Annotated in this window: 18 protein-coding genes; 7 read left to right on the forward strand and 11 right to left on the reverse strand. The window is 70.9% G+C overall.

The features are described 5' to 3' along the window. Positions 1-108 precede the first annotated feature (108 nt). Entirely contained in the window at positions 109-1,326 is a 1,218-nt protein-coding gene (gene serB, locus ACZ4AA_RS28805) for a phosphoserine phosphatase SerB (RefSeq protein WP_467609207.1), read from the forward strand. Between the two features lie 72 nt (positions 1,327-1,398). On the opposite strand, the gene ACZ4AA_RS28810 is transcribed toward serB, so the two are convergent. From ACZ4AA_RS28810 to ACZ4AA_RS28825, 4 genes are all read right to left on the reverse strand, one after another. Then, a complete protein-coding gene (locus ACZ4AA_RS28810; RefSeq protein WP_467609209.1) occupies positions 1,399-1,917 on the reverse strand; it encodes a SixA phosphatase family protein in 519 nt (172 codons plus the stop codon). A gap of 159 nt (positions 1,918-2,076) precedes the next feature. Next, the gene (locus tag ACZ4AA_RS28815) at positions 2,077-2,289 is read right to left on the reverse strand and encodes a hypothetical protein (RefSeq protein ID WP_467609211.1); all 213 of its coding nucleotides are present in this window, start codon (positions 2,287-2,289) and stop codon (positions 2,077-2,079) included. Positions 2,290-2,493: 204 nt separating this feature from the next. Next, positions 2,494-2,610 carry an SGM_5486 family transporter-associated protein gene (locus ACZ4AA_RS28820; RefSeq protein ID WP_268770442.1) on the reverse strand — a complete coding sequence of 39 codons (117 nt, stop codon included), beginning with the start codon at positions 2,608-2,610 and terminating at the stop codon, positions 2,494-2,496. A 74-nt stretch (positions 2,611-2,684) separates the two neighbouring features. Continuing rightward, positions 2,685-4,157: an MFS transporter gene (locus tag ACZ4AA_RS28825; RefSeq protein ID WP_467609213.1), complete on the reverse strand. Its 1,473-nt coding sequence runs from the start codon at positions 4,155-4,157 to the stop codon at positions 2,685-2,687. 100 nt (positions 4,158-4,257) lie between these two features. On the opposite strand from ACZ4AA_RS28825, the gene ACZ4AA_RS28830 reads away from it, so the two are divergent. Next, entirely contained in the window at positions 4,258-4,944 is a 687-nt protein-coding gene (locus ACZ4AA_RS28830; protein ID WP_467609215.1) for a FadR/GntR family transcriptional regulator, read from the forward strand. Positions 4,945-5,010: 66 nt separating this feature from the next. Here ACZ4AA_RS28830 and ACZ4AA_RS28835 read toward each other — a convergent pair whose 3' ends face one another. The 3 genes from ACZ4AA_RS28835 to fabG all read right to left on the reverse strand — a co-directional run bounded on the left by ACZ4AA_RS28835 (position 5,011) and on the right by fabG (position 7,048). Further along, positions 5,011-5,397 carry a hypothetical protein gene (locus tag ACZ4AA_RS28835; protein WP_467609217.1) on the reverse strand — a complete coding sequence of 129 codons (387 nt, stop codon included), beginning with the start codon at positions 5,395-5,397 and terminating at the stop codon, positions 5,011-5,013. Between the two features lie 158 nt (positions 5,398-5,555). Beyond that, positions 5,556-6,323 carry an enoyl-ACP reductase FabI gene (gene fabI, locus ACZ4AA_RS28840; protein WP_467609219.1) on the reverse strand — a complete coding sequence of 256 codons (768 nt, stop codon included), beginning with the start codon at positions 6,321-6,323 and terminating at the stop codon, positions 5,556-5,558. Between the two features lie 5 nt (positions 6,324-6,328). Continuing rightward, on the reverse strand, positions 6,329-7,048 hold the full coding sequence (fabG, locus tag ACZ4AA_RS28845; RefSeq protein ID WP_467609221.1) for a 3-oxoacyl-[acyl-carrier-protein] reductase: 720 nt from the start codon (positions 7,046-7,048) through the stop codon (positions 6,329-6,331). Between the two features lie 271 nt (positions 7,049-7,319). Between fabG and ACZ4AA_RS28850 the strand changes: the two genes are divergently transcribed. The 3 genes from ACZ4AA_RS28850 to tyrS are packed head-to-tail and all read left to right on the forward strand — an operon-like array spanning position 7,320 to position 11,547. Further along, complete coding sequence (locus ACZ4AA_RS28850) at positions 7,320-8,843, forward strand: TldD/PmbA family protein (RefSeq protein WP_467609223.1); 1,524 nt, start codon at positions 7,320-7,322, stop codon at positions 8,841-8,843. After that, a complete protein-coding gene (locus ACZ4AA_RS28855; protein WP_467609225.1) occupies positions 8,840-10,234 on the forward strand; it encodes a metallopeptidase TldD-related protein in 1,395 nt (464 codons plus the stop codon). Before ACZ4AA_RS28850 ends, ACZ4AA_RS28855 begins: the two co-directional genes overlap by 4 nt. Before the next feature lie 44 nt (positions 10,235-10,278). Next, entirely contained in the window at positions 10,279-11,547 is a 1,269-nt protein-coding gene (gene tyrS, locus ACZ4AA_RS28860; protein WP_467609228.1) for a tyrosine--tRNA ligase, read from the forward strand. Between the two features lie 79 nt (positions 11,548-11,626). Here the strand turns inward: tyrS and ACZ4AA_RS28865 are convergent, their stop codons facing one another. Beyond that, complete coding sequence (locus ACZ4AA_RS28865) at positions 11,627-11,911, reverse strand: GlsB/YeaQ/YmgE family stress response membrane protein (RefSeq protein WP_467609230.1); 285 nt, start codon at positions 11,909-11,911, stop codon at positions 11,627-11,629. A 242-nt stretch (positions 11,912-12,153) separates the two neighbouring features. Between ACZ4AA_RS28865 and ACZ4AA_RS28870 the strand changes: the two genes are divergently transcribed. Together ACZ4AA_RS28870 and ACZ4AA_RS28875 are read left to right on the forward strand one after the other, a co-directional pair. Then, on the forward strand, positions 12,154-12,540 hold the full coding sequence (locus ACZ4AA_RS28870) for a DUF3099 domain-containing protein (protein ID WP_467609472.1): 387 nt from the start codon (positions 12,154-12,156) through the stop codon (positions 12,538-12,540). 340 nt (positions 12,541-12,880) lie between these two features. Next, positions 12,881-13,132 carry a hypothetical protein gene (locus tag ACZ4AA_RS28875; RefSeq protein WP_467609233.1) on the forward strand — a complete coding sequence of 84 codons (252 nt, stop codon included), beginning with the start codon at positions 12,881-12,883 and terminating at the stop codon, positions 13,130-13,132. Positions 13,133-13,192: 60 nt separating this feature from the next. Here ACZ4AA_RS28875 and moaA read toward each other — a convergent pair whose 3' ends face one another. From moaA to ACZ4AA_RS28890, 3 genes are all read right to left on the reverse strand, one after another. After that, entirely contained in the window at positions 13,193-14,182 is a 990-nt protein-coding gene (moaA, locus tag ACZ4AA_RS28880; protein ID WP_467609236.1) for a GTP 3',8-cyclase MoaA, read from the reverse strand. A 198-nt stretch (positions 14,183-14,380) separates the two neighbouring features. Beyond that, a complete protein-coding gene (locus ACZ4AA_RS28885; RefSeq protein WP_467609238.1) occupies positions 14,381-16,018 on the reverse strand; it encodes a solute symporter family protein in 1,638 nt (545 codons plus the stop codon). Beyond that, a complete protein-coding gene (locus ACZ4AA_RS28890; protein ID WP_467609240.1) occupies positions 16,015-16,371 on the reverse strand; it encodes a DUF485 domain-containing protein in 357 nt (118 codons plus the stop codon). Before ACZ4AA_RS28890 ends, ACZ4AA_RS28885 begins: the two co-directional genes overlap by 4 nt. Positions 16,372-16,706 lie beyond the last annotated feature (335 nt).

Consider the following 16,706-nt stretch of genomic DNA (forward strand, 5'->3'; position numbering starts at 1 on the left):
GGAGAACTCGTCACCCTGGGGCCTCCGGGGTGTCACCCAGTGTTCCGTGTCCGCTAGGCGGACCGGGCGGGCGGGCGGCACTGGGTGCCGGATACGGTGGGAAATACCATGAGCGCTTCACATACCCCTGATGTGCCCACTCTTCTTGTCAAGATCTTCGGCAAGGACCGGCCGGGCATCACCGCCGGACTCTTCGACACCCTCGCCGCCTTCTCTGTCGACGTGGTCGACATCGAGCAGGTCGTCACCCGGGGCCGGATCGTGCTGTGCGCGCTCGTGACCGAGCCGCCCGCAGGCCTCGAAGGCGATCTCCGGTCGACCGTCCACAGCTGGGCGGAGTCGATGAAGATGCAGGCGGAGATCATCTCCGGCCTCGGCGACAACCGTCCGCGCGGCCTGGGCCGTTCACTGGTCACGGTGCTCGGACATCCGCTCACCGCGGAGTCGACGGCCGCCATCGCCGCCCGGATCACCAAGACGGGCGGCAACATCGACCGTATCTTCCGGCTCGCCAAGTACCCGGTGACCGCGGTCGAGTTCGCGGTGTCCGGCACGGAGACCGAGGAGCTGCGCACCGCGCTGGTGACCGAGGCCTCGGCACTCGGTGTCGACATCGCGGTCGTGGCCGCGGGCCTGCACCGGCGGGCCCAGCGTCTGGTCGTGATGGACGTGGACTCCACGCTCATCCAGGACGAGGTGATCGAGCTCTTCGCCGCGCACGCCGGGTGCGAGGCCGAGGTCGCGGAGGTCACGGCGGCCGCGATGCGCGGTGAGCTGGACTTCGAGCAGTCCCTGCACGCGCGCGTGGCCCTCCTCGCGGGGCTGGACGCCTCCGTGGTGCAGAAGGTGCGCGAGGAGGTGAGGCTGACGCCGGGTGCGCGGACCCTGATCCGTACGCTGAAGCGGCTCGGCTTCCAAGTCGGTGTCGTCTCCGGCGGGTTCACCCAGGTCACCGACGATCTGAAGGAGCGGCTCGGGCTCGACTTCGCCCAGGCCAACACGCTGGAGATCGTCGACGGGAAGCTGACCGGCCGGGTCACCGGCGAGATCGTGGACCGGGCGGGCAAGGCACGGCTGCTGCGCCGGTTCGCCGCCGAGGCCGGGGTCCCGCTGGCCCAGACCGTCGCGATCGGCGACGGCGCCAACGACCTCGACATGCTCAACGCCGCCGGCCTCGGGGTCGCGTTCAACGCCAAGCCGGTCGTACGGCAGGCGGCGCACACAGCGGTGAACTTCCCGTTCCTCGACACGGTCCTCTATCTGCTGGGCGTCACCCGTGAAGAGGTCGAGGCCGCCGACATGCACGAGGACGAGGCCACCGGCTGAGGGACGGTCCCGACCGAGGACGGGGGCCCGGCACCGTGACGGTGCCGGGCCCCCGTCCGTCGTCCGGGCGGCTCACTCCGTCGGCGCCCAGTAGTCCGTCAGGTCGGCCGTTCCGGGCTCCAGGGACTTCCAGGGGCCGTCGAAGGAGAGCACCGCGAAGGCGGCGGTGTGGAAGCCGTGGGCGGTCATGCGGGCGCGGGCGTCACCCTCGGACCTGGCCGCCAGGACGTCGGCCAGCCCGTGCACGCCCGGGTTGTGGCCGATCAGGATCACGCTGTGCGCGTCGTCCGGGATCTCGTTCAGGACCACGATCAGCTCGCCGGGCGAGGCGTCGTAGATCCTCTCCTCGTAGACCGTCTTCGGCCGGTGCGGGAGCTCCTGGACGGCGTGCTTCCACGTCTCGCGGGTCCGGATCGCGGTGGAGCAGAGGGCCAGGTCCAGGGGGATGCCGCTGTCTGCCAGTCTGCGTCCGGCGACGGCGGCGTCCATGCGGCCCCGGTCGGCGAGCGGCCGCTCGTGGTCGGACACCTGCGGCCAGTCGGCTTTCGCATGCCGGAAGAGGATGATCCTGCGGGGTTCTGCGACGCTCATGCGTCCCAGCTTCGCACGAAACATGCCATGGGGCGCAGGGAGTTGATGCGGTCCCCCGGCACGGGTGGGACACCGCCCCGTCAGGGGTGATGGCGTCCCCCGTGAGGGGCGTGAGGACCGGGCTCCCGGGCCGAACGGCGGAGGGCCGGGGCCCTCGACCTACGGGGCGTTGTGCAGGACCTGCTGGACGCGTTCGAACAGGTGGGCGATTGCCGGGTCACCGCTCGCGGCGTGCGCGTCCACCGGGTTGAGGATCATCAGCAGCAGGGTGATGAAGGCGAGCGTGGGCAGGGCGAGGGCCCACCAGGGCAGCCGGATGTCGACGCGGCCCGTGGTCGCCGGGTGGAGCCGGGTGTGCGTAGGGGCCGACATGCCGCCTCCGTGAGTCTTCGAATGGTCCCCGGACCGCGCGGTTCGCGGTCACGATTCGAAGCTACGGAATCCGGCGTCTTCGGCCCATCCGGTGATCCACCCACTTGACCCTGACACTCACCCCCTAGGGGATGGGGGGTTATCCCCACCTCCCGGACCGGGGGCCGGCTAACGGCACGGACGCCGGGTGCGGGGCACCGCAGGTCACGGGGATGCGATGGAGGCGATGACGCCGATGATCACGGTGATGGCCAGCATCGCGCCGAGCACGATCAGCAGCTTCTTCTGGCCGTTCTGGGGGTTCGGGTCGAGCACAGGCATGGGGGCAGTCTCGCACCCTTCGTCCGGTGTGCCGCCGCCGGGTCCCGTTCCGGAGACGGGTTCCGAGTCAGGCGTCATCCTGCGGCCTCGTCCTCCACCGTGCGGTCGCGGCCCGCCAGGATGCCGACCCCGATCTGCGGGACCATGAGGCCGGCCATGAGTGCCAGCGGCAGGCCCCAACCGCCGCTGTGCTGGTAGAGCACGCCCACCAGCAGCGGGCCCGGGATCGAGATCAGATACCCGGCGCTCTGCGCGAACGCGGACAGCTTGACGACACCCGCGCCGGTGCGGGCGCGCATGCCCACCATGGTCAGTGCCAGCGGGAAGGCGCAGTTGGAGATGCCGAGCAGCAGGGCCCAGGCCCAGGCACCCGCCGCCGGGGCCAGATAGAGGCCGGCGTATCCGGCGAGCCCGCAGACGCCGAGGACGACGACGATGGGCCCCTGCCGGGGCAGGCGGGTGGCGAGGCGCGGGATGACGAAGGCCAGCGGCACACCCATCACCATCGTGACGGCGAGGAGCAGTCCCGCGGTGCCCGCGGCGACGCCCGCGTCACGGAAGATCTGGGCCATCCAGCCCATCGTGATGTAGGCGGCGGTGGCCTGGAGGCCGAAGAAGACGGCGAGGGCCCAGGCGGTGCGGCTGCGGGTGATGCGCAGGCCACCGCCGTCGGGCTCGTGGCGGGTGGCGGCGGTGTCGACGGCAGTGACGGCGGGGGCGACCGGCGACTGCGGGGTGCCCGTCACGGCCGCGGCGGCGGTGGACGTGGGCTGCGGGGTGCCCGTACCGGCCGTGGTGGCGGTGGCGGACGTGGGCCGCGAGATGCCCGTGGTGGCGGTGGCGGCCGACCCGGGGGCGGCGGCGGACGCGGCGTCGCGGTCACCTGTGCCCCGCGCCCGTACCAGCAGGATCCACGGAACGACGGCCGCCGCCGCGAGTCCCGCCCACACCACGAGGCCGGAGTGCCAGTCGCCGCCGAGGGCGTCGGTCATCGGGACGGTCGCCGCCGCCGCGGCCGACGTGCCGAGGGCCAGGGCCATCGAGTAGAGGCCCGTCATGGAGCCGACCCGGTCGGGGAACCAGCGCTTGACGATCACCGGCATCAGGACGTTGCTGACCGCGATGCCCATGAGGGCGAGGGCGCTGGCGGCCAGGAATCCGGCCGTGCCCCCGATGTACGGACGGACCGCCAGGCCCGCCGTGATGGCGACCATGCCCGCGCAGACGACGGCGGCGGGTCCGAAACGGCGGGCCAGCCGGGGTGCCGTCACGCCGAAGACGGCGAAGCACAGGGGCGGCACGGAGGTGAGCAGTCCGGCGACGCTGCCGCTCATGCCGAGGCCGTCGCGCACTTCTTCGAGGAGGGCGCCGAGGCTGGTGATGGCCGGGCGCAGATTGAGGGCGGCCAGGACGATGCCGGCGACCACGAGCCGGGTCGACCACGCGCGCGCGGCGGGCCGCTCGGGCTCAGTGCTCCGGGTGGATCGGCGTATCGGCGGGGACGGCGTCGGCGTGCGGGTTTCCTGGGGGACCATGAGGCCCATCATAGAATCATGGGATGATTGGGTGTCCAATCTCGTTGCGTTAATCTCCGGAGCCTCCGGCCCCGCGTGAGCGTTCACCCCCGGGCCCGTACGAAGGACCGTCATGCCGCTGAGCCATCCCCGCCGTTCGGCCCTGTCCGAGCAGGTCATCGCCGAGCTGCGGAACCAGATCACCTCGGGCGAGTGGCCGGTGGGCTCCCGTATCCCCACCGAACCGGAGCTCGTCGACCAGCTCGGTGTGGCCCGCAACACCGTGCGCGAGGCGGTCCGGGCGCTCGCCCACAACGGGCTTCTCGACATCCGGCAGGGGTCGGGGACGTACGTCGTGGCGACGAGCGAGCTGGCGGGCGTGATGCACCGCCGGTTCGCGGACGCCGACCCGCGGCACATCGCCGAACTGCGGTCCACGCTGGAGTCGAGCGCGGCGAGGCTGGCGGCCGAGCGGCGCACCGAGCGCGATCTCAAGCAGCTGGAGGCGCTCCTCGTCCGCAGGGAGGAGGCCTGGGAGTCGGGTGACGCGGAGGCCTTCGTGACCGCCGACGCGACCTTCCACCTGGCGGTGGTGGCCGCGTCGCACAACGACGTCATGACGGCGATGTACGCGGATCTGGGCGAGGTGCTGCGGGAGTGGCTGCGCGTGGACGTCGGCAAGGAGCTGACTCCGGAGTCGTACATGGACCACGCCCTGCTCGTCGACGCGATCCGGGCGGGCGACGCGGAGGCGGCGGCGGCGGAGGCCGCCTCGTATCCCTTCCAGTGCCGTCCCGGGCCGGTGGCCGGAGGGGCCTAGGGCGTCCGGCCCCGGCGCCCCAGGGTCTCCCACGGGCCACCGTCGAAGACGAAGGCGAGCGGGTGCTCAGTCCTCGTGGGTGATCCAGGCCTTACGGATCTCCTTCCAGCAGCGGCCGGTGAGCCGGACCGTCATCGCGGGCCCGACGTCGACCGGGTCGCCGTCGGTGTCGATGTCCCACCAGCGGGCGCACTCGACGTGCAGGGCCACGCGGTCGGTGCCCACATAGGGGTTGTGGCAGTACACGACGGCATGGGAGCCGGTGACGGTGATCCGGCAGTCGGCGCCGAACGGCCGGGGCACGGCGGGACGGCCCGCCGCCTGGCTCCCCGCGGCCGGCCGGGCGCTCACGTCCGCACGCTCCGCGCGCGGGTGGGACATCGCGTCGTACGGAACGGCCGTCAGCAGGGCGACAGCGGCGAACACCGGAGCAAAGCGGCGGGACAGGCGCACAAGGGGACCTCCTCGGCCGTAAGGCTGCGGGGCGGGCGGTGCGTTCTCCCAGGGTGCCGGTCCAGGTGTCCCGGCCGCCCGGCCGACTGGGCCGAACGGGCGACGCCCCGCTCCCCGCGCAGTGCGGGAAACGGGGCGCCGGAACCGGGCGTAAGCGTTTACGCGCCGATGGCGTGCAGACCGCCGTCGACGTGGATGATCTCGCCCGTGGTCTTCGGGAACCAGTCGCTCAGGAGGGCGACGACGCCCTTGCCGGCCGGCTCCGGGTCCTTCAGGTCCCACTCCAGCGGGGCGCGGGTGTCCCACACGGAGGCCAGCTCGCCGAAGCCCGGGATGGACTTGGCGGCCATGGAGCCGATGGGGCCGGCGGAGATGAGGTTGCAGCGGATGTTCTGCTTGCCCAGGTCGCGGGCCATGTAGCGGCTGGTGGCCTCCAGGGCGGCCTTGGCCGGGCCCATCCAGTCGTACTGCGGCCACGCGTACTGCGCGTCGAAGGTGAGACCCACGACGGAGCCGCCGTTCTGCATCAGCGGCAGGCAGGCCATCGTCAGCGACTTCAGGGAGAACGCCGAGACGTGCATGGCCGTGGCGACCGACTCGAAGGGCGTGTTCAGGAAGTTGCCGCCGAGGGCGTCCTGCGGCGCGAAGCCGATGGAGTGCACGACGCCGTCGAGGCTGCCCAGCTCCTCGCCGACGACGTCGGCCAGGCGCCCGAGGTGCTCTTCGTTGGTGACGTCGAGCTCGATGACCTTGGTGGGCTTCGGCAGCTTCCTGGCGATGCGCTCGGTCAGCGTGGGCCGCGGGAACGCGGTCAGGATGATCTCGGCACCCTGCTCCTGGGCCAGCTTGGCGGTGTGGAACGCGATGGAGGACTCCATCAGCACACCGGTGATCAGGACGCGCTTGCCCTCGAGAATTCCGCTCATGGTGATCAGTGACCCATTCCCAGTCCGCCGTCAACCGGGATGACGGCTCCAGTGATGTACGAGGCGTCGTCCGAGGCGAGGAACCGCACCGTCGCGGCGATCTCCTCGGGCTGCGCGTAACGGCCGAGCGGCACCTGGGACACGATGTTGGCGCGCTGCTCCTCGGTGAGCGCCTGCGTCATGTCGGTGTCGACGAAGCCGGGCGCGACGACGTTGAAGGTGAGGTTGCGCGAGCCGAGCTCGCGGGCGAGCGAACGTGCGAAGCCGACAAGGGCGGCCTTGGACGCGGCGTAGTTCGCCTGCCCCGCGGAGCCGAGCAGACCGACCACCGAGGAGATCAGGACCACGCGGCCCTTCTTTGCGCGCAGCATGCCGCGGTTGGCGCGCTTGACCACGCGGAAGGTGCCCGTGAGGTTCGTGTCGATGACCGAGGTGAAGTCCTCCTCGGACATGCGCATCAGGAGCTGGTCCTTGGTGATGCCGGCGTTGGCGACCAGGACCTCGACCGGGCCGTGCTCGGCCTCGATCTCCTTGTAGGCCTGCTCCACCTGCTCGCTGTCGGTGATGTCGCACTTGACAGCCAGGCACCCCAATTCCGTCAGGGCGGCCGGCGGCTCACCGGACCGGTACGTGATCGCGACCTTGTCGCCTGCGTCGGCGAATGCGCGGGCGATGGCGAGGCCGATGCCCCGGTTGCCTCCGGTGACGAGAACCGAGCGGCTCAACGGATCACCCTTTCGTTAGCGGACGGAAACCCCTGCACTACAGGCGCCTTCCTCGAAAACCTATCGGTCCGCCCGGCCTCCGGGAGAATCGGGCACCGACAGTGGGTTCGGGTGACTGCTGTCGGGTCCCTACAGAAATCCGAGGCCGTACGACCGGAAGGCGGACGTCCGCGGCCGAAAGGCGCGCCCGGTGACGGCAAAGGCGTGGCCGCGGGGCCCGCCCGCGCGACATGATCGGACCCGACGGGCCACGACAGCAGGGAGAACCTCGGTGCCTCATTCCATCGACGAAGCCTTCACGGCGCTACCGCTGCGCGCACTCGCCGACGCCGCGCTCGCGCGGGCGCGGGCGCTGGGCGCCGACCACGCGGACTTCCGGTTCGAGCGGGTGCGCAGCGCGTCCTGGCGGCTGCGCGACGCCAAGCCGGCCGGATCGTCGGACACCACGGACCTGGGGTACGCGGTACGGGTCGTGCACGGCGGGACCTGGGGGTTCGCGTCGGGGGTCGACCTGACGATGGACGCGGCCGCGAAGGTGGCCTCGCAGGCCGTGGCGATGGCCAAGCTGTCGGCGCAGGTCATCAAGGCGGCGGGATCGGACGAGCGGGTGGAGCTGGCCCGGGAGCCGGTGCACGCCGAGAAGACGTGGGTCTCGTCGTACGAGATCGATCCGTTCTCGGTGCCGGACGAGGAGAAGGCGGGGCTGCTGGCCGACTGGAGCGCGCGGCTGCTGGCGGCCGACGGCGTCAACCACGTCGACGCGTCCCTGCTGACCGTGCACGAGAACAAGTTCTACGCGGACACCGCCGGGACCGTGACGACGCAGCAGCGGGTGCGGCTGCACCCGCAGCTGACCGCGGTGGCCGTCGACGACTCCAGCGGTGAGTTCGACTCGATGCGGACGATCGCGCCGCCGGCCGGGCGCGGCTGGGAGTACCTGCTGGGCACCGGCTGGGACTGGGACGCGGAGCTGGAGCGGATCCCCGGGCTGCTCGCGGAGAAGATGCGGGCACCGAGCGTGGAGGCGGGGGTGTACGACCTCGTCGTCGACCCGTCCAACCTGTGGCTGACCATCCACGAGTCCATCGGGCACGCCACCGAGCTGGACCGCGCGCTCGGTTACGAGGCCGCGTACGCCGGGACCTCCTTCGCCACCTTCGACCAGCTCGGCAAGCTCAGGTACGGCTCCGATCTGATGAACGTGACGGGTGACCGTACGGCCGAGCACGGCCTGGCGACCGTCGGGTACGACGACGAGGGCGTCGAGGGCCAGTCCTGGGACCTGGTGAAGGAGGGCACGCTCGTCGGCTATCAGCTGGACCGGCGGATCGCGAGCCTGACCGGCTTCGAGCGCTCCAACGGCTGCGCGTACGCCGACTCCCCCGGGCACGTGCCGGTGCAGCGGATGGCCAACGTCTCGCTCCGGCCGGATCCCGGCGGGCTGTCCACCGAGGACCTGATCGGGGGCGTCGACCGCGGTATCTACGTCGTCGGCGACCGGTCCTGGTCCATCGACATGCAGCGCTACAACTTCCAGTTCACCGGCCAGCGCTTCTTCAGGATCGAGAACGGCCGGCTCACGGGCCAGCTGCGGGATGTCGCCTACCAGGCGACGACCACCGACTTCTGGGGTTCGATGGCCGCCGTCGGCGGTCCGCAGACGTACGTCCTCGGCGGTGCCTTCAACTGCGGCAAGGCCCAGCCGGGCCAGGTCGCCGCGGTGTCGCACGGCTGCCCTTCCGCCCTCTTCAAGGGTGTCAACATCCTCAACACCACGTCGGAGGCCGGTCGATGAGCGCGCGTACGAGCAAGCCGCACGAGGTCGTCGAGCGCGCCCTCGCACTGTCCCGGGCCGACGGCTGCGTGGTGATCGCCGACGAGCGGTCCACCGCGAACCTGCGCTGGGCGGGCAACGCTCTCACCACGAACGGGGTCACGCGTGGGCGCACGCTCACCGTGATCGCCACCGTCGACGGCCGCGAGGGCACCTCATCCGGTGTGGTCTCGCGCTCGGCCGTGACCGCCGACGAGCTGGAACCGCTGGTGCGGGCGGCCGAGGCGGCGGCACGGGGCGCGGGTCCCGCCGAGGACGGCCGGCCGCTGGTGACGGGCGTACCGGAGTCCCCCGACTTCACCGACGCGCCCACCGAGACCTCCTCCGCCGTCTTCGCCGACTTCGCGCCCGCTCTGGGTGAATCGTTCGCCCGCGCGCGGGCGGGCGGACGTGAGCTGTACGGCTTCGCCAACCACGAACTCGTCTCCAGCTACGTCGGTACGTCGACCGGGCTGCGGCTGCGGCACGACCAGCCGAACGGCACGCTGGAGGTCAACGCCAAGTCCCCGGACCGTACGCGGTCGGCCTGGGCGGGACGCTCGACGCGGGACTTCAAGGACGTCGACCCGGCCGCCATGGACGCGGAGCTGGCGGTACGGCTCGGCTGGGCCGAGCGGCGCGTCGAGCTGCCCGCCGGTCGCTACGAGACGCTGCTGCCGCCGACCGCGGTCGCGGACCTGCTGATCTACCAGATGTGGTCGGCCGCTGCCCGGGACGCGGCCGAGGGCCGGACGGTCTTCAGCAAGCCCGGGGGCGGCACCCGGATCGGCGAGCGGCTCAGCGACCTGCCGCTGACGCTGCGCAGCGACCCGAACGAGCCGGGTCTGGAGTGCGCCCCCTTCGTGCTGGCCCACTCCTCGGGCGACGACGCCTCCGTGTTCGACAACGGGCTGCCGCTGACGGCCACCGACTGGATCCGGGAGGGCGAGCTGCGGCATCTGTCGACCACCCGGCACAGTGCCGGCCTGACCGGGCTGCCGGTGACGCCCTCGATCGGGAACCTCGTCCTCGACGGCGGTGAGGACCGCTCCCTGGAGGACATGGTCGCCGCCACCGAGCGCGGTCTGCTGCTGACCTGCCTCTGGTACATCCGCGAGGTCGACCCGGCGACCCTGCTGCTGACCGGGCTCACCCGGGACGGCGTCTACCTCGTCGAGGGCGGCGAGGTCGTGGGCGAGGTGAACAACTTCCGGTTCAACGAGTCGCCGGTGGGCCTGCTGGGGCGGGCCACGGAGGCGGGGCGGACGGAGAAGACGCTGCCCCGGGAGTGGAGCGACTGGTTCACCCGGGCCGCGATGCCCGCGCTGCGGGTACCGGATTTCAATATGAGTTCTGTCAGCCAGGGCGTATAACCTCGTACCTGATTCACGAGACCACCCGAGGAGATACGAGAACCGTGACGGACATCGTCGACGAGCTGAAGTGGCGGGGCCTGTTCTCCCTGTCCACCGACGAAGATGCATTGCGCAAGGCGCTCGCGGACGGTCCCGTCACGTTCTATTGCGGCTTCGACCCGACCGCGCCGAGCCTGCACGTCGGCCACCTGGTGCAGGTGCTCACGATGCGCCGGCTCCAGCAGGCCGGGCTGCGGCCGCTCGCGCTGGTGGGCGGGGCGACGGGCCAGATCGGTGACCCGCGCCCGACGGCCGAGCGCACCTTGAACGACCCGGAGACGGTCGCGAACTGGGTGACGCGGCTGCGTTCGCAGATCGAGCCGTTCCTGTCCTTCGAGGGCGAGAACGCCGCGGTCATGGTGAACAACCTGGACTGGACGGCCGGGCTGTCGGCGATCGAGTTCCTGCGGGACATCGGCAAGCACTTCCGCGTCAACAAGATGCTCACCAAGGACTCCGTCGCCCGGCGCCTGGAGTCCGAGGAGGGCATCAGCTACACGGAGTTCAGCTACCAGTTGCTCCAGGGCATGGACTTCCTGGAGCTGTACCGACGTCACGGCTGCACCCTCCAGCAGGGCGGCAGCGACCAGTGGGGCAACCTCACCGCGGGCCTGGACCTGATCCACCGCCTGGAGCCCGGGGCGCAGGTACACGCGCTGGCGACGCCGCTGATGGTCAAGGCGGACGGCACCAAGTTCGGCAAGACCGAGGGCGGCGCCGTCTGGCTCGACCCGGAGATGACGACGCCGTACGCGTTCTACCAGTTCTGGCTGAACGTGGACGACCGGGACGTCTCCACGTACCTGCGCATCCTGTCCTTCCGGTCCCCCGAGGAGCTGGCGGAGCTGGAGCGGCAGACCGAGGAGCGTCCGCAGGCGCGTGCCGCCCAGCGCGCGCTGGCCGAGGAGCTGACGACGCTGGTGCACGGCGCCGGCCAGACGGCCGCCGTGATCGCCGCGTCCAAGGCCCTCTTCGGGCAGGGCGAGCTGACCGACCTGGATGAGCGGACGCTCACCGCGGCCCTGTCCGAGGTGCCGCACATCCAGGTCGCCGAGGCGGGCCAGGTGGTGGACCTGTTCGCCGAGGTCGGTCTGGTGGCCAGCAAGTCCGCCGCGCGCCGCACGGTCAAGGAGGGCGGCGCGTACGTGAACAACGTGAAGGTCGCCGCCGAGGACGCGGTGCCGGCCGCCGGGGATCTGCTGCACGGGCGCTGGCTGGTGCTGCGCCGGGGCAAGAAGAGCCTGGCCGCGGTCGAGGTCACGGGCGGCTGAGCGTTCCGACGACAGCGAGGGCGCGGGCCGCTTCCCGGATCGGGAAGCGGCCCGCGCCCTTCGTTCGTCCGGGGCGGGGTCACACCTGCTGCTGCGCCTTCTTGTTCCCCCACAGGGCCATGTACGCCATGTCGCCCAGCGCCACGATGACGATCGCGGCGATCAACTGGAACAGGTGACGGGTCCAGTCGATGCCGGACGTCGCCGCGACGCCGAAGGCGCGCGCGAGGGCGTTGCCCACGATGGCGCCGAGCATGCCGAAGATGGTGGTCAGCCAGAGCGGGCTGTGCTGCTTCCCCGGGATGATCAACTTGGCGATCAGGCCCAGTACGAATCCGACGATGATCGCCCAAATCCAGCCCATGTCCGCCTCCTCGTACCGCTCCGGGTGAGCCGTACGGCCAGTGTCCGGCTGTCGTTCATACGGCGCATGTCGGGCGGGCCGTACGCGCTACGGCGCAGCCGGTCTCCCCGGACGGGGCGTGCCCCCGGTCTCGAAGCCGACGCAGACGCGGCGTAACGTGGAAGCCGTCCGGGCCCGCTTCCTCGACGGGTTCGTGCCGGGTACGGGCCGGGAGTGTCCGAACAGGCGGGTGGTGGAGTGTGATCAGGAAGCAGAGCAACGTCCAGGTCTTCCGGATCACCGGAGCCAGACAGAGCCTGGACGACGACGTGCGCGGCCGGCAGCGCCGCTATGTCATCTCGATGTCCGTCCGCACGGTGTCGGTGATCCTGGCGGCGACCCTGTGGAACGTCGAGCGGCCCGTCGCTCTGGTCGCTCTGGTCCTCGGGATCCTCCTCCCGTACGTCGCGGTGGTCATCGCCAACGCCGGGCGGGAGAACGCGCCCTCGCTGCCCTCGACGTTCGTCACGGCTCCGCTGCGCCCGATGATCACGGGACCCGGGCAGGACGGCTCGCGGGAGCCGTTCCCCGAGGACGCCCCGAGCGGTCCCGGGACGCGTCCGGGCGCCGAACCGCACGAGTCGGTCTGAGACCGGAGCGGAGTCGATCCGTACGCGAACTCGCCCCGGAACAAGGCCGGTTCAGCTCCGGACGGACGCCGTCGGACTCGCCGAAAACGGAATGCCACCGCGCGGACAAGCTCAAGAAAAGCTCAGATCAATCATGTTGTTCCGGTGCCGGGCGGCGGGTTACCCGTGACATACTTCGTACGCGCTCCGCATCCCCCGTCGGAGCGACGGACCGACGCCGGGCAGCTCCCCCCGTGGCTGCTCGGCGTCGCCTTTGTGCGCACTTGGAGCCCGCCCGCGAACGGTGCCGCCCATCGCGCGGAGCAGGTGTCGTGAGACCTCGGCTAGGGTCGGCAGGGTGATGTCGAACGCCCCCGGTTCCGGTCCCGTCTCCCCCGTCTGCTCGGCCAAGGCCTGTCGTGCGGCCGCCGTGTGGGTGCTCGCGTGGAACAACCCGAAACTGCACACGCCCGAGCGCCGCAAGACCTGGCTCGCGTGCGAGGAGCACCGCGAGCATCTGTCGCAGTTCCTCGGGGTGCGCGGGTTCCTCAAGGACGTCGTGACCCTCGACGCGTGGGAGGCCTCCCTGCCCGCGGAGCGCGACGGGGAGTAGCCGGGGCCGGCGGCCTACGGGGAGTGACCCATGACGGCCGGCGGGAGACGGGCGGGGCTGTCAGCCGCCGATCGCCGACATCGGGCGGTCGGGCTGCACGAACGAGGGGTCGTCCAGGCCCGCTCCCGCCTTCTTGCCCCACATCGCGGTGCGCCAGGTGCCGGCTATCTGCTCGTCGGGCGCGCCCGAGCGCAGCGCGCCCCGCAGATCGGTCTCCTCGGTGGCGAACAGACAGGTGCGCACCTGGCCGTCGGCGGTGAGCCGGGTGCGGTCGCAGGCCGCGCAGAACGGGCGGGTGACGGAGGCGATCACCCCGACGCGGTGCGGGCCGTCTTCCACGATCCAGCGCTCGGCGGGTGCGGAACCCCGCTCGTCGGTGCCCTCCCCGGTGAGCCGGAAGCGGGTGCGCAGCGAGGCGAGGATGTCGGCGGCGGTGACCATGCCGTCGCGCTTCCAGCCGTGCTGGGCGTCCAGGGGCATCTGCTCGATGAAGCGGAGTTCGTAGTCGTGCTCCATGGACCAGGCGAGCAGGTCGGGGGCTTCGTCGGCGTTCAGGCCGGGCATCAGGACCGAGTTGATCTTCACGGGGGTCAGGCCGGCTTCGTGGGCGGCCCGGAGGCCCTCGATGACGTCCCGGTGGCGGTCGCGGCGGGTGAGGGTCTTGAAGACGTCGGGGCGCAGGGTGTCCAGGGAGACGTTCACCCGGTCGAGGCCGGCGGTCTTCAGGGCGGCCGCGGTGCGCTTGAGGCCGATGCCGTTGGTCGTGAGGGACATCCGGGGGCGGGGCGTGAGGGCCGCGACCCGCTCGACGATGCCGGGCAGGCCGGGGCGCAGCAGGGGCTCGCCGCCGGTGAAGCGGATTTCTTCGATGCCGAGGCGGGTGACCGCGATCTCGATGAGACGGACGATCTCGTCGTCGGTGAGCAGATCGGGCTTGGCGAGCCATTGCAGGCCTTCTTCGGGCATGCAGTAGGTGCACCGGAGGTTGCACCGGTCCGTCAGTGAGACGCGCAGGTCGGTGGCCACCCGGCCGTAGGTGTCGATGAGCACGTGCGCCCCCTCCCTCGTCGCCGATCTCGTTGTCCGGACATCTGCGAGCCTACGTGACGGGACGGACAAGAACAGCGGCCCGATCCCACGAGACGCGGCGCGGGCCCGTCGTAGGGATCTACCAGTGGTGATCCACCGGCGTCCTGCGACGGGCCCGCGCGATGCCGGTACCCGAGACCCTCGGGCCCCTGGCCTGTCCTAGTGCGCTCCGGTGCCGGTGAGGGAGCGGACCTCCAGTTCGGCGTACTTTCCGGCGTCCGGTTCCTCCTTGGAGAGCACGGTGCCGAGCCAGCCGAGCAGGAAGCCGACCGGGATGGAGATGAGGCCCGGGTTCTCCAGCGGGAACCAGTGGAAGTCGACGTCCGGGAACATCGAGCTGGGCTTGCCGGAGACGACCGGGGAGAACAGGACGAGGCCGACCGCCGTGACCAGGCCTCCGTAGATCGACCAGAGGGCGCCGGGGGTGGTGAACCTCTTCCAGAACAGGCTGTAGAGGATCGTCGGCAGGTTGGCGGAGGCCGCGACGGCGAAGGCGAGGGCGACCAGACCGGCGACGTTGAGGTCGCGGGCGAGGGCGCCCAGCAGGATGGACACGGCGCCGATGCCGACCGTCGCGTACCGGGCGGCCCTCATCTCGTCCTTCTCCGAGGCCCGGCCCTTCTTGATGACGTTCGCGTAGATGTCGTGCGCGAAGGAGGACGACGAGGCGAGCGTCAGTCCCGCGACGACCGCGAGGATGGTGGCGAAGGCGACGGCCGAGATGGTGGCGAGCAGGATCGCGCCCCAACTGGAGTCGACCCCGCCGAGGTGCAGGGCGAGCAGCGGTGCCGCCGTGTTGCCCGCCTTGTTGGAGGCGATGATCTCGTCCGGTTTGATCAGCGCGGCGGCGCCGAAGCCGAGGGCGAGGGTCATCAGGTAGAAGGCGCCGATGAGGCCGATCGCCCAGATGACCGACTTCCGCGCGGTCCTGGCGGTGGGCACGGTGTAGAAACGGATCAGGATGTGCGGCAGGCCCGCGGTGCCGAGGACCAGTGCCATGCCGAGCGAGATGAAGTCCAGCTTGGTGGTCGAGGTGGCGCCGTACTTGAGCCCTGGTTCCAGGAAGGGCGAGCCCTTGCCGCTGTTCTCGGCCGCCCTGCCGAGCAGGTCGGAGATGTTGAAGTGGAACTTCAGCAGGACCAGGAACGTGAGCAGCACCGCGCCGGCGATGAGCAGGACCGCCTTGACCATCTGCACCCAGGTGGTGCCCTTCATGCCGCCGATGGTGACGTACACGATCATCAGGAGGCCGACGAGCGCGACGATGCCGATCTTGCCGCCGTCGCTGGTGATGCCGAGGAGCAGGGAGACCAGGACGCCCGCGCCCGCCATCTGGGCCAGCAGATAGAAGATCGACACGACGATGGTGGAGGTGCCCGCGGCGGTGCGGACCGGGCGCTGGCGCATGCGGTAGGCGAGGACGTCGCCCATCGTGTAGCGGCCGGAGTTGCGCAGCGGTTCGGCGACCAGGAGCAGGGCGACGAGCCAGGCGACCAGGAAACCGATGGAGTAGAGGAAGCCGTCGTAGCCGAAGAGGGCGATCGCGCCGGCGATGCCGAGGAAGGACGCGGCGGACATGTAGTCGCCGGAGACGGCGAGTCCGTTCTGGAATCCGGTGAACTGGCGTCCGCCCGCGTAGAAGTCGGCGGCGTCCTTGGTCTGGCGGCCGGCCCAGACGGTGATGACGAGGGTCGCGGCGACGAAGATCGCGAACAGGGTGATGATCAGCGGGCGGTGCCGGCTCGCCTCGCCCGCGGCCAGCACGGTCGTGTGCGCGGTGGTCCATGCGGGGCTCATGCGTCTCCCTCCATCCGGGACTTGATGGCGTCGGCCTTGGGGTCGAGTTGAGCGGCCGCGTGCCGCGCGTACCACCAGGCGATGAGGAAGGTGGTGAGGAACTGGGCGAGGCCGAGCACCAGGGCGACGTTGACGTTGCCGAACAGCTTGGTGCCCATGAAGCCGCCCGCGTAGTTCGAGAGCAGCACGAACAGCAGGTACCAGAGGATGAATCCGATGGTCAGCGGGAAGGCGAAGGAGCGGTGGGAGCTGCGGAGTTCACCGAATTCGGCGCTCTCCTGCATCTCGACGAACTTCTCGGTGGAGGGGAGCTGCGTTCCGGTGTGCGCGGGGGGTGGTGCGTCGGTGGCCACGGTGTCTCCTCGCGTTTCTCGTGCGGTTACGACGGTGGACGGGGGCGGGCCGGGGTCCGTGGACGGGGACGGTTCGGGTGCGGACAGGGGACTTCGACCTCGTATCGACTCGCGTCACGTGACGGACTGCTGCCGAACGCGTCCGCTCCGTGATCCGAACTGGGGGCTCGATCGTCCACGGGCTCCCTGCCCAAGGTCACGGCGCCACGCGTGGACCGGTTCAACCCGCCCCGCTTCTTTCACCGGAAGTGGTCGGCGCAAGTCATTGCTGGCCCGGTCGGCGGCGGGATAGCTTCTGCCTGCGCCATTCCGTCATGTACCTGCCCGAGCACCAT

This window comes from Streptomyces sp. NPDC024698, from assembly GCF_055559015.1.

Bases quoted from the DNA above. Each gene is read 5' to 3' on its own strand.
- ACZ4AA_RS28815 (WP_467609211.1), bottom strand. From the start codon at position 2,289: ATGTCGGCCCCTACGCACACCCGGCTCCACCCGGCGACCACGGGCCGC.
- ACZ4AA_RS28865 (WP_467609230.1), bottom strand. From the start codon at position 11,911: ATGGGCTGGATTTGGGCGATCATCGTCGGATTCGTACTGGGCCTGATC.
- ACZ4AA_RS28830 (WP_467609215.1), top strand. From the start codon at position 4,258: ATGCCGCTGAGCCATCCCCGCCGTTCGGCCCTGTCCGAGCAGGTCATC.
- serB (WP_467609207.1), top strand. From the start codon at position 109: ATGAGCGCTTCACATACCCCTGATGTGCCCACTCTTCTTGTCAAGATC.
- ACZ4AA_RS28820 (WP_268770442.1), bottom strand. From the start codon at position 2,610: ATGCCTGTGCTCGACCCGAACCCCCAGAACGGCCAGAAGAAGCTGCTG.
- ACZ4AA_RS28810 (WP_467609209.1), bottom strand. From the start codon at position 1,917: ATGAGCGTCGCAGAACCCCGCAGGATCATCCTCTTCCGGCATGCGAAA.
- fabI (WP_467609219.1), bottom strand. From the start codon at position 6,323: ATGAGCGGAATTCTCGAGGGCAAGCGCGTCCTGATCACCGGTGTGCTG.
- ACZ4AA_RS28875 (WP_467609233.1), top strand. From the start codon at position 12,881: ATGTCGAACGCCCCCGGTTCCGGTCCCGTCTCCCCCGTCTGCTCGGCC.
- ACZ4AA_RS28885 (WP_467609238.1), bottom strand. From the start codon at position 16,018: ATGAGCCCCGCATGGACCACCGCGCACACGACCGTGCTGGCCGCGGGC.
- ACZ4AA_RS28855 (WP_467609225.1), top strand. From the start codon at position 8,840: ATGAGCGCGCGTACGAGCAAGCCGCACGAGGTCGTCGAGCGCGCCCTC.
- ACZ4AA_RS28825 (WP_467609213.1), bottom strand. From the start codon at position 4,157: ATGATGGGCCTCATGGTCCCCCAGGAAACCCGCACGCCGACGCCGTCC.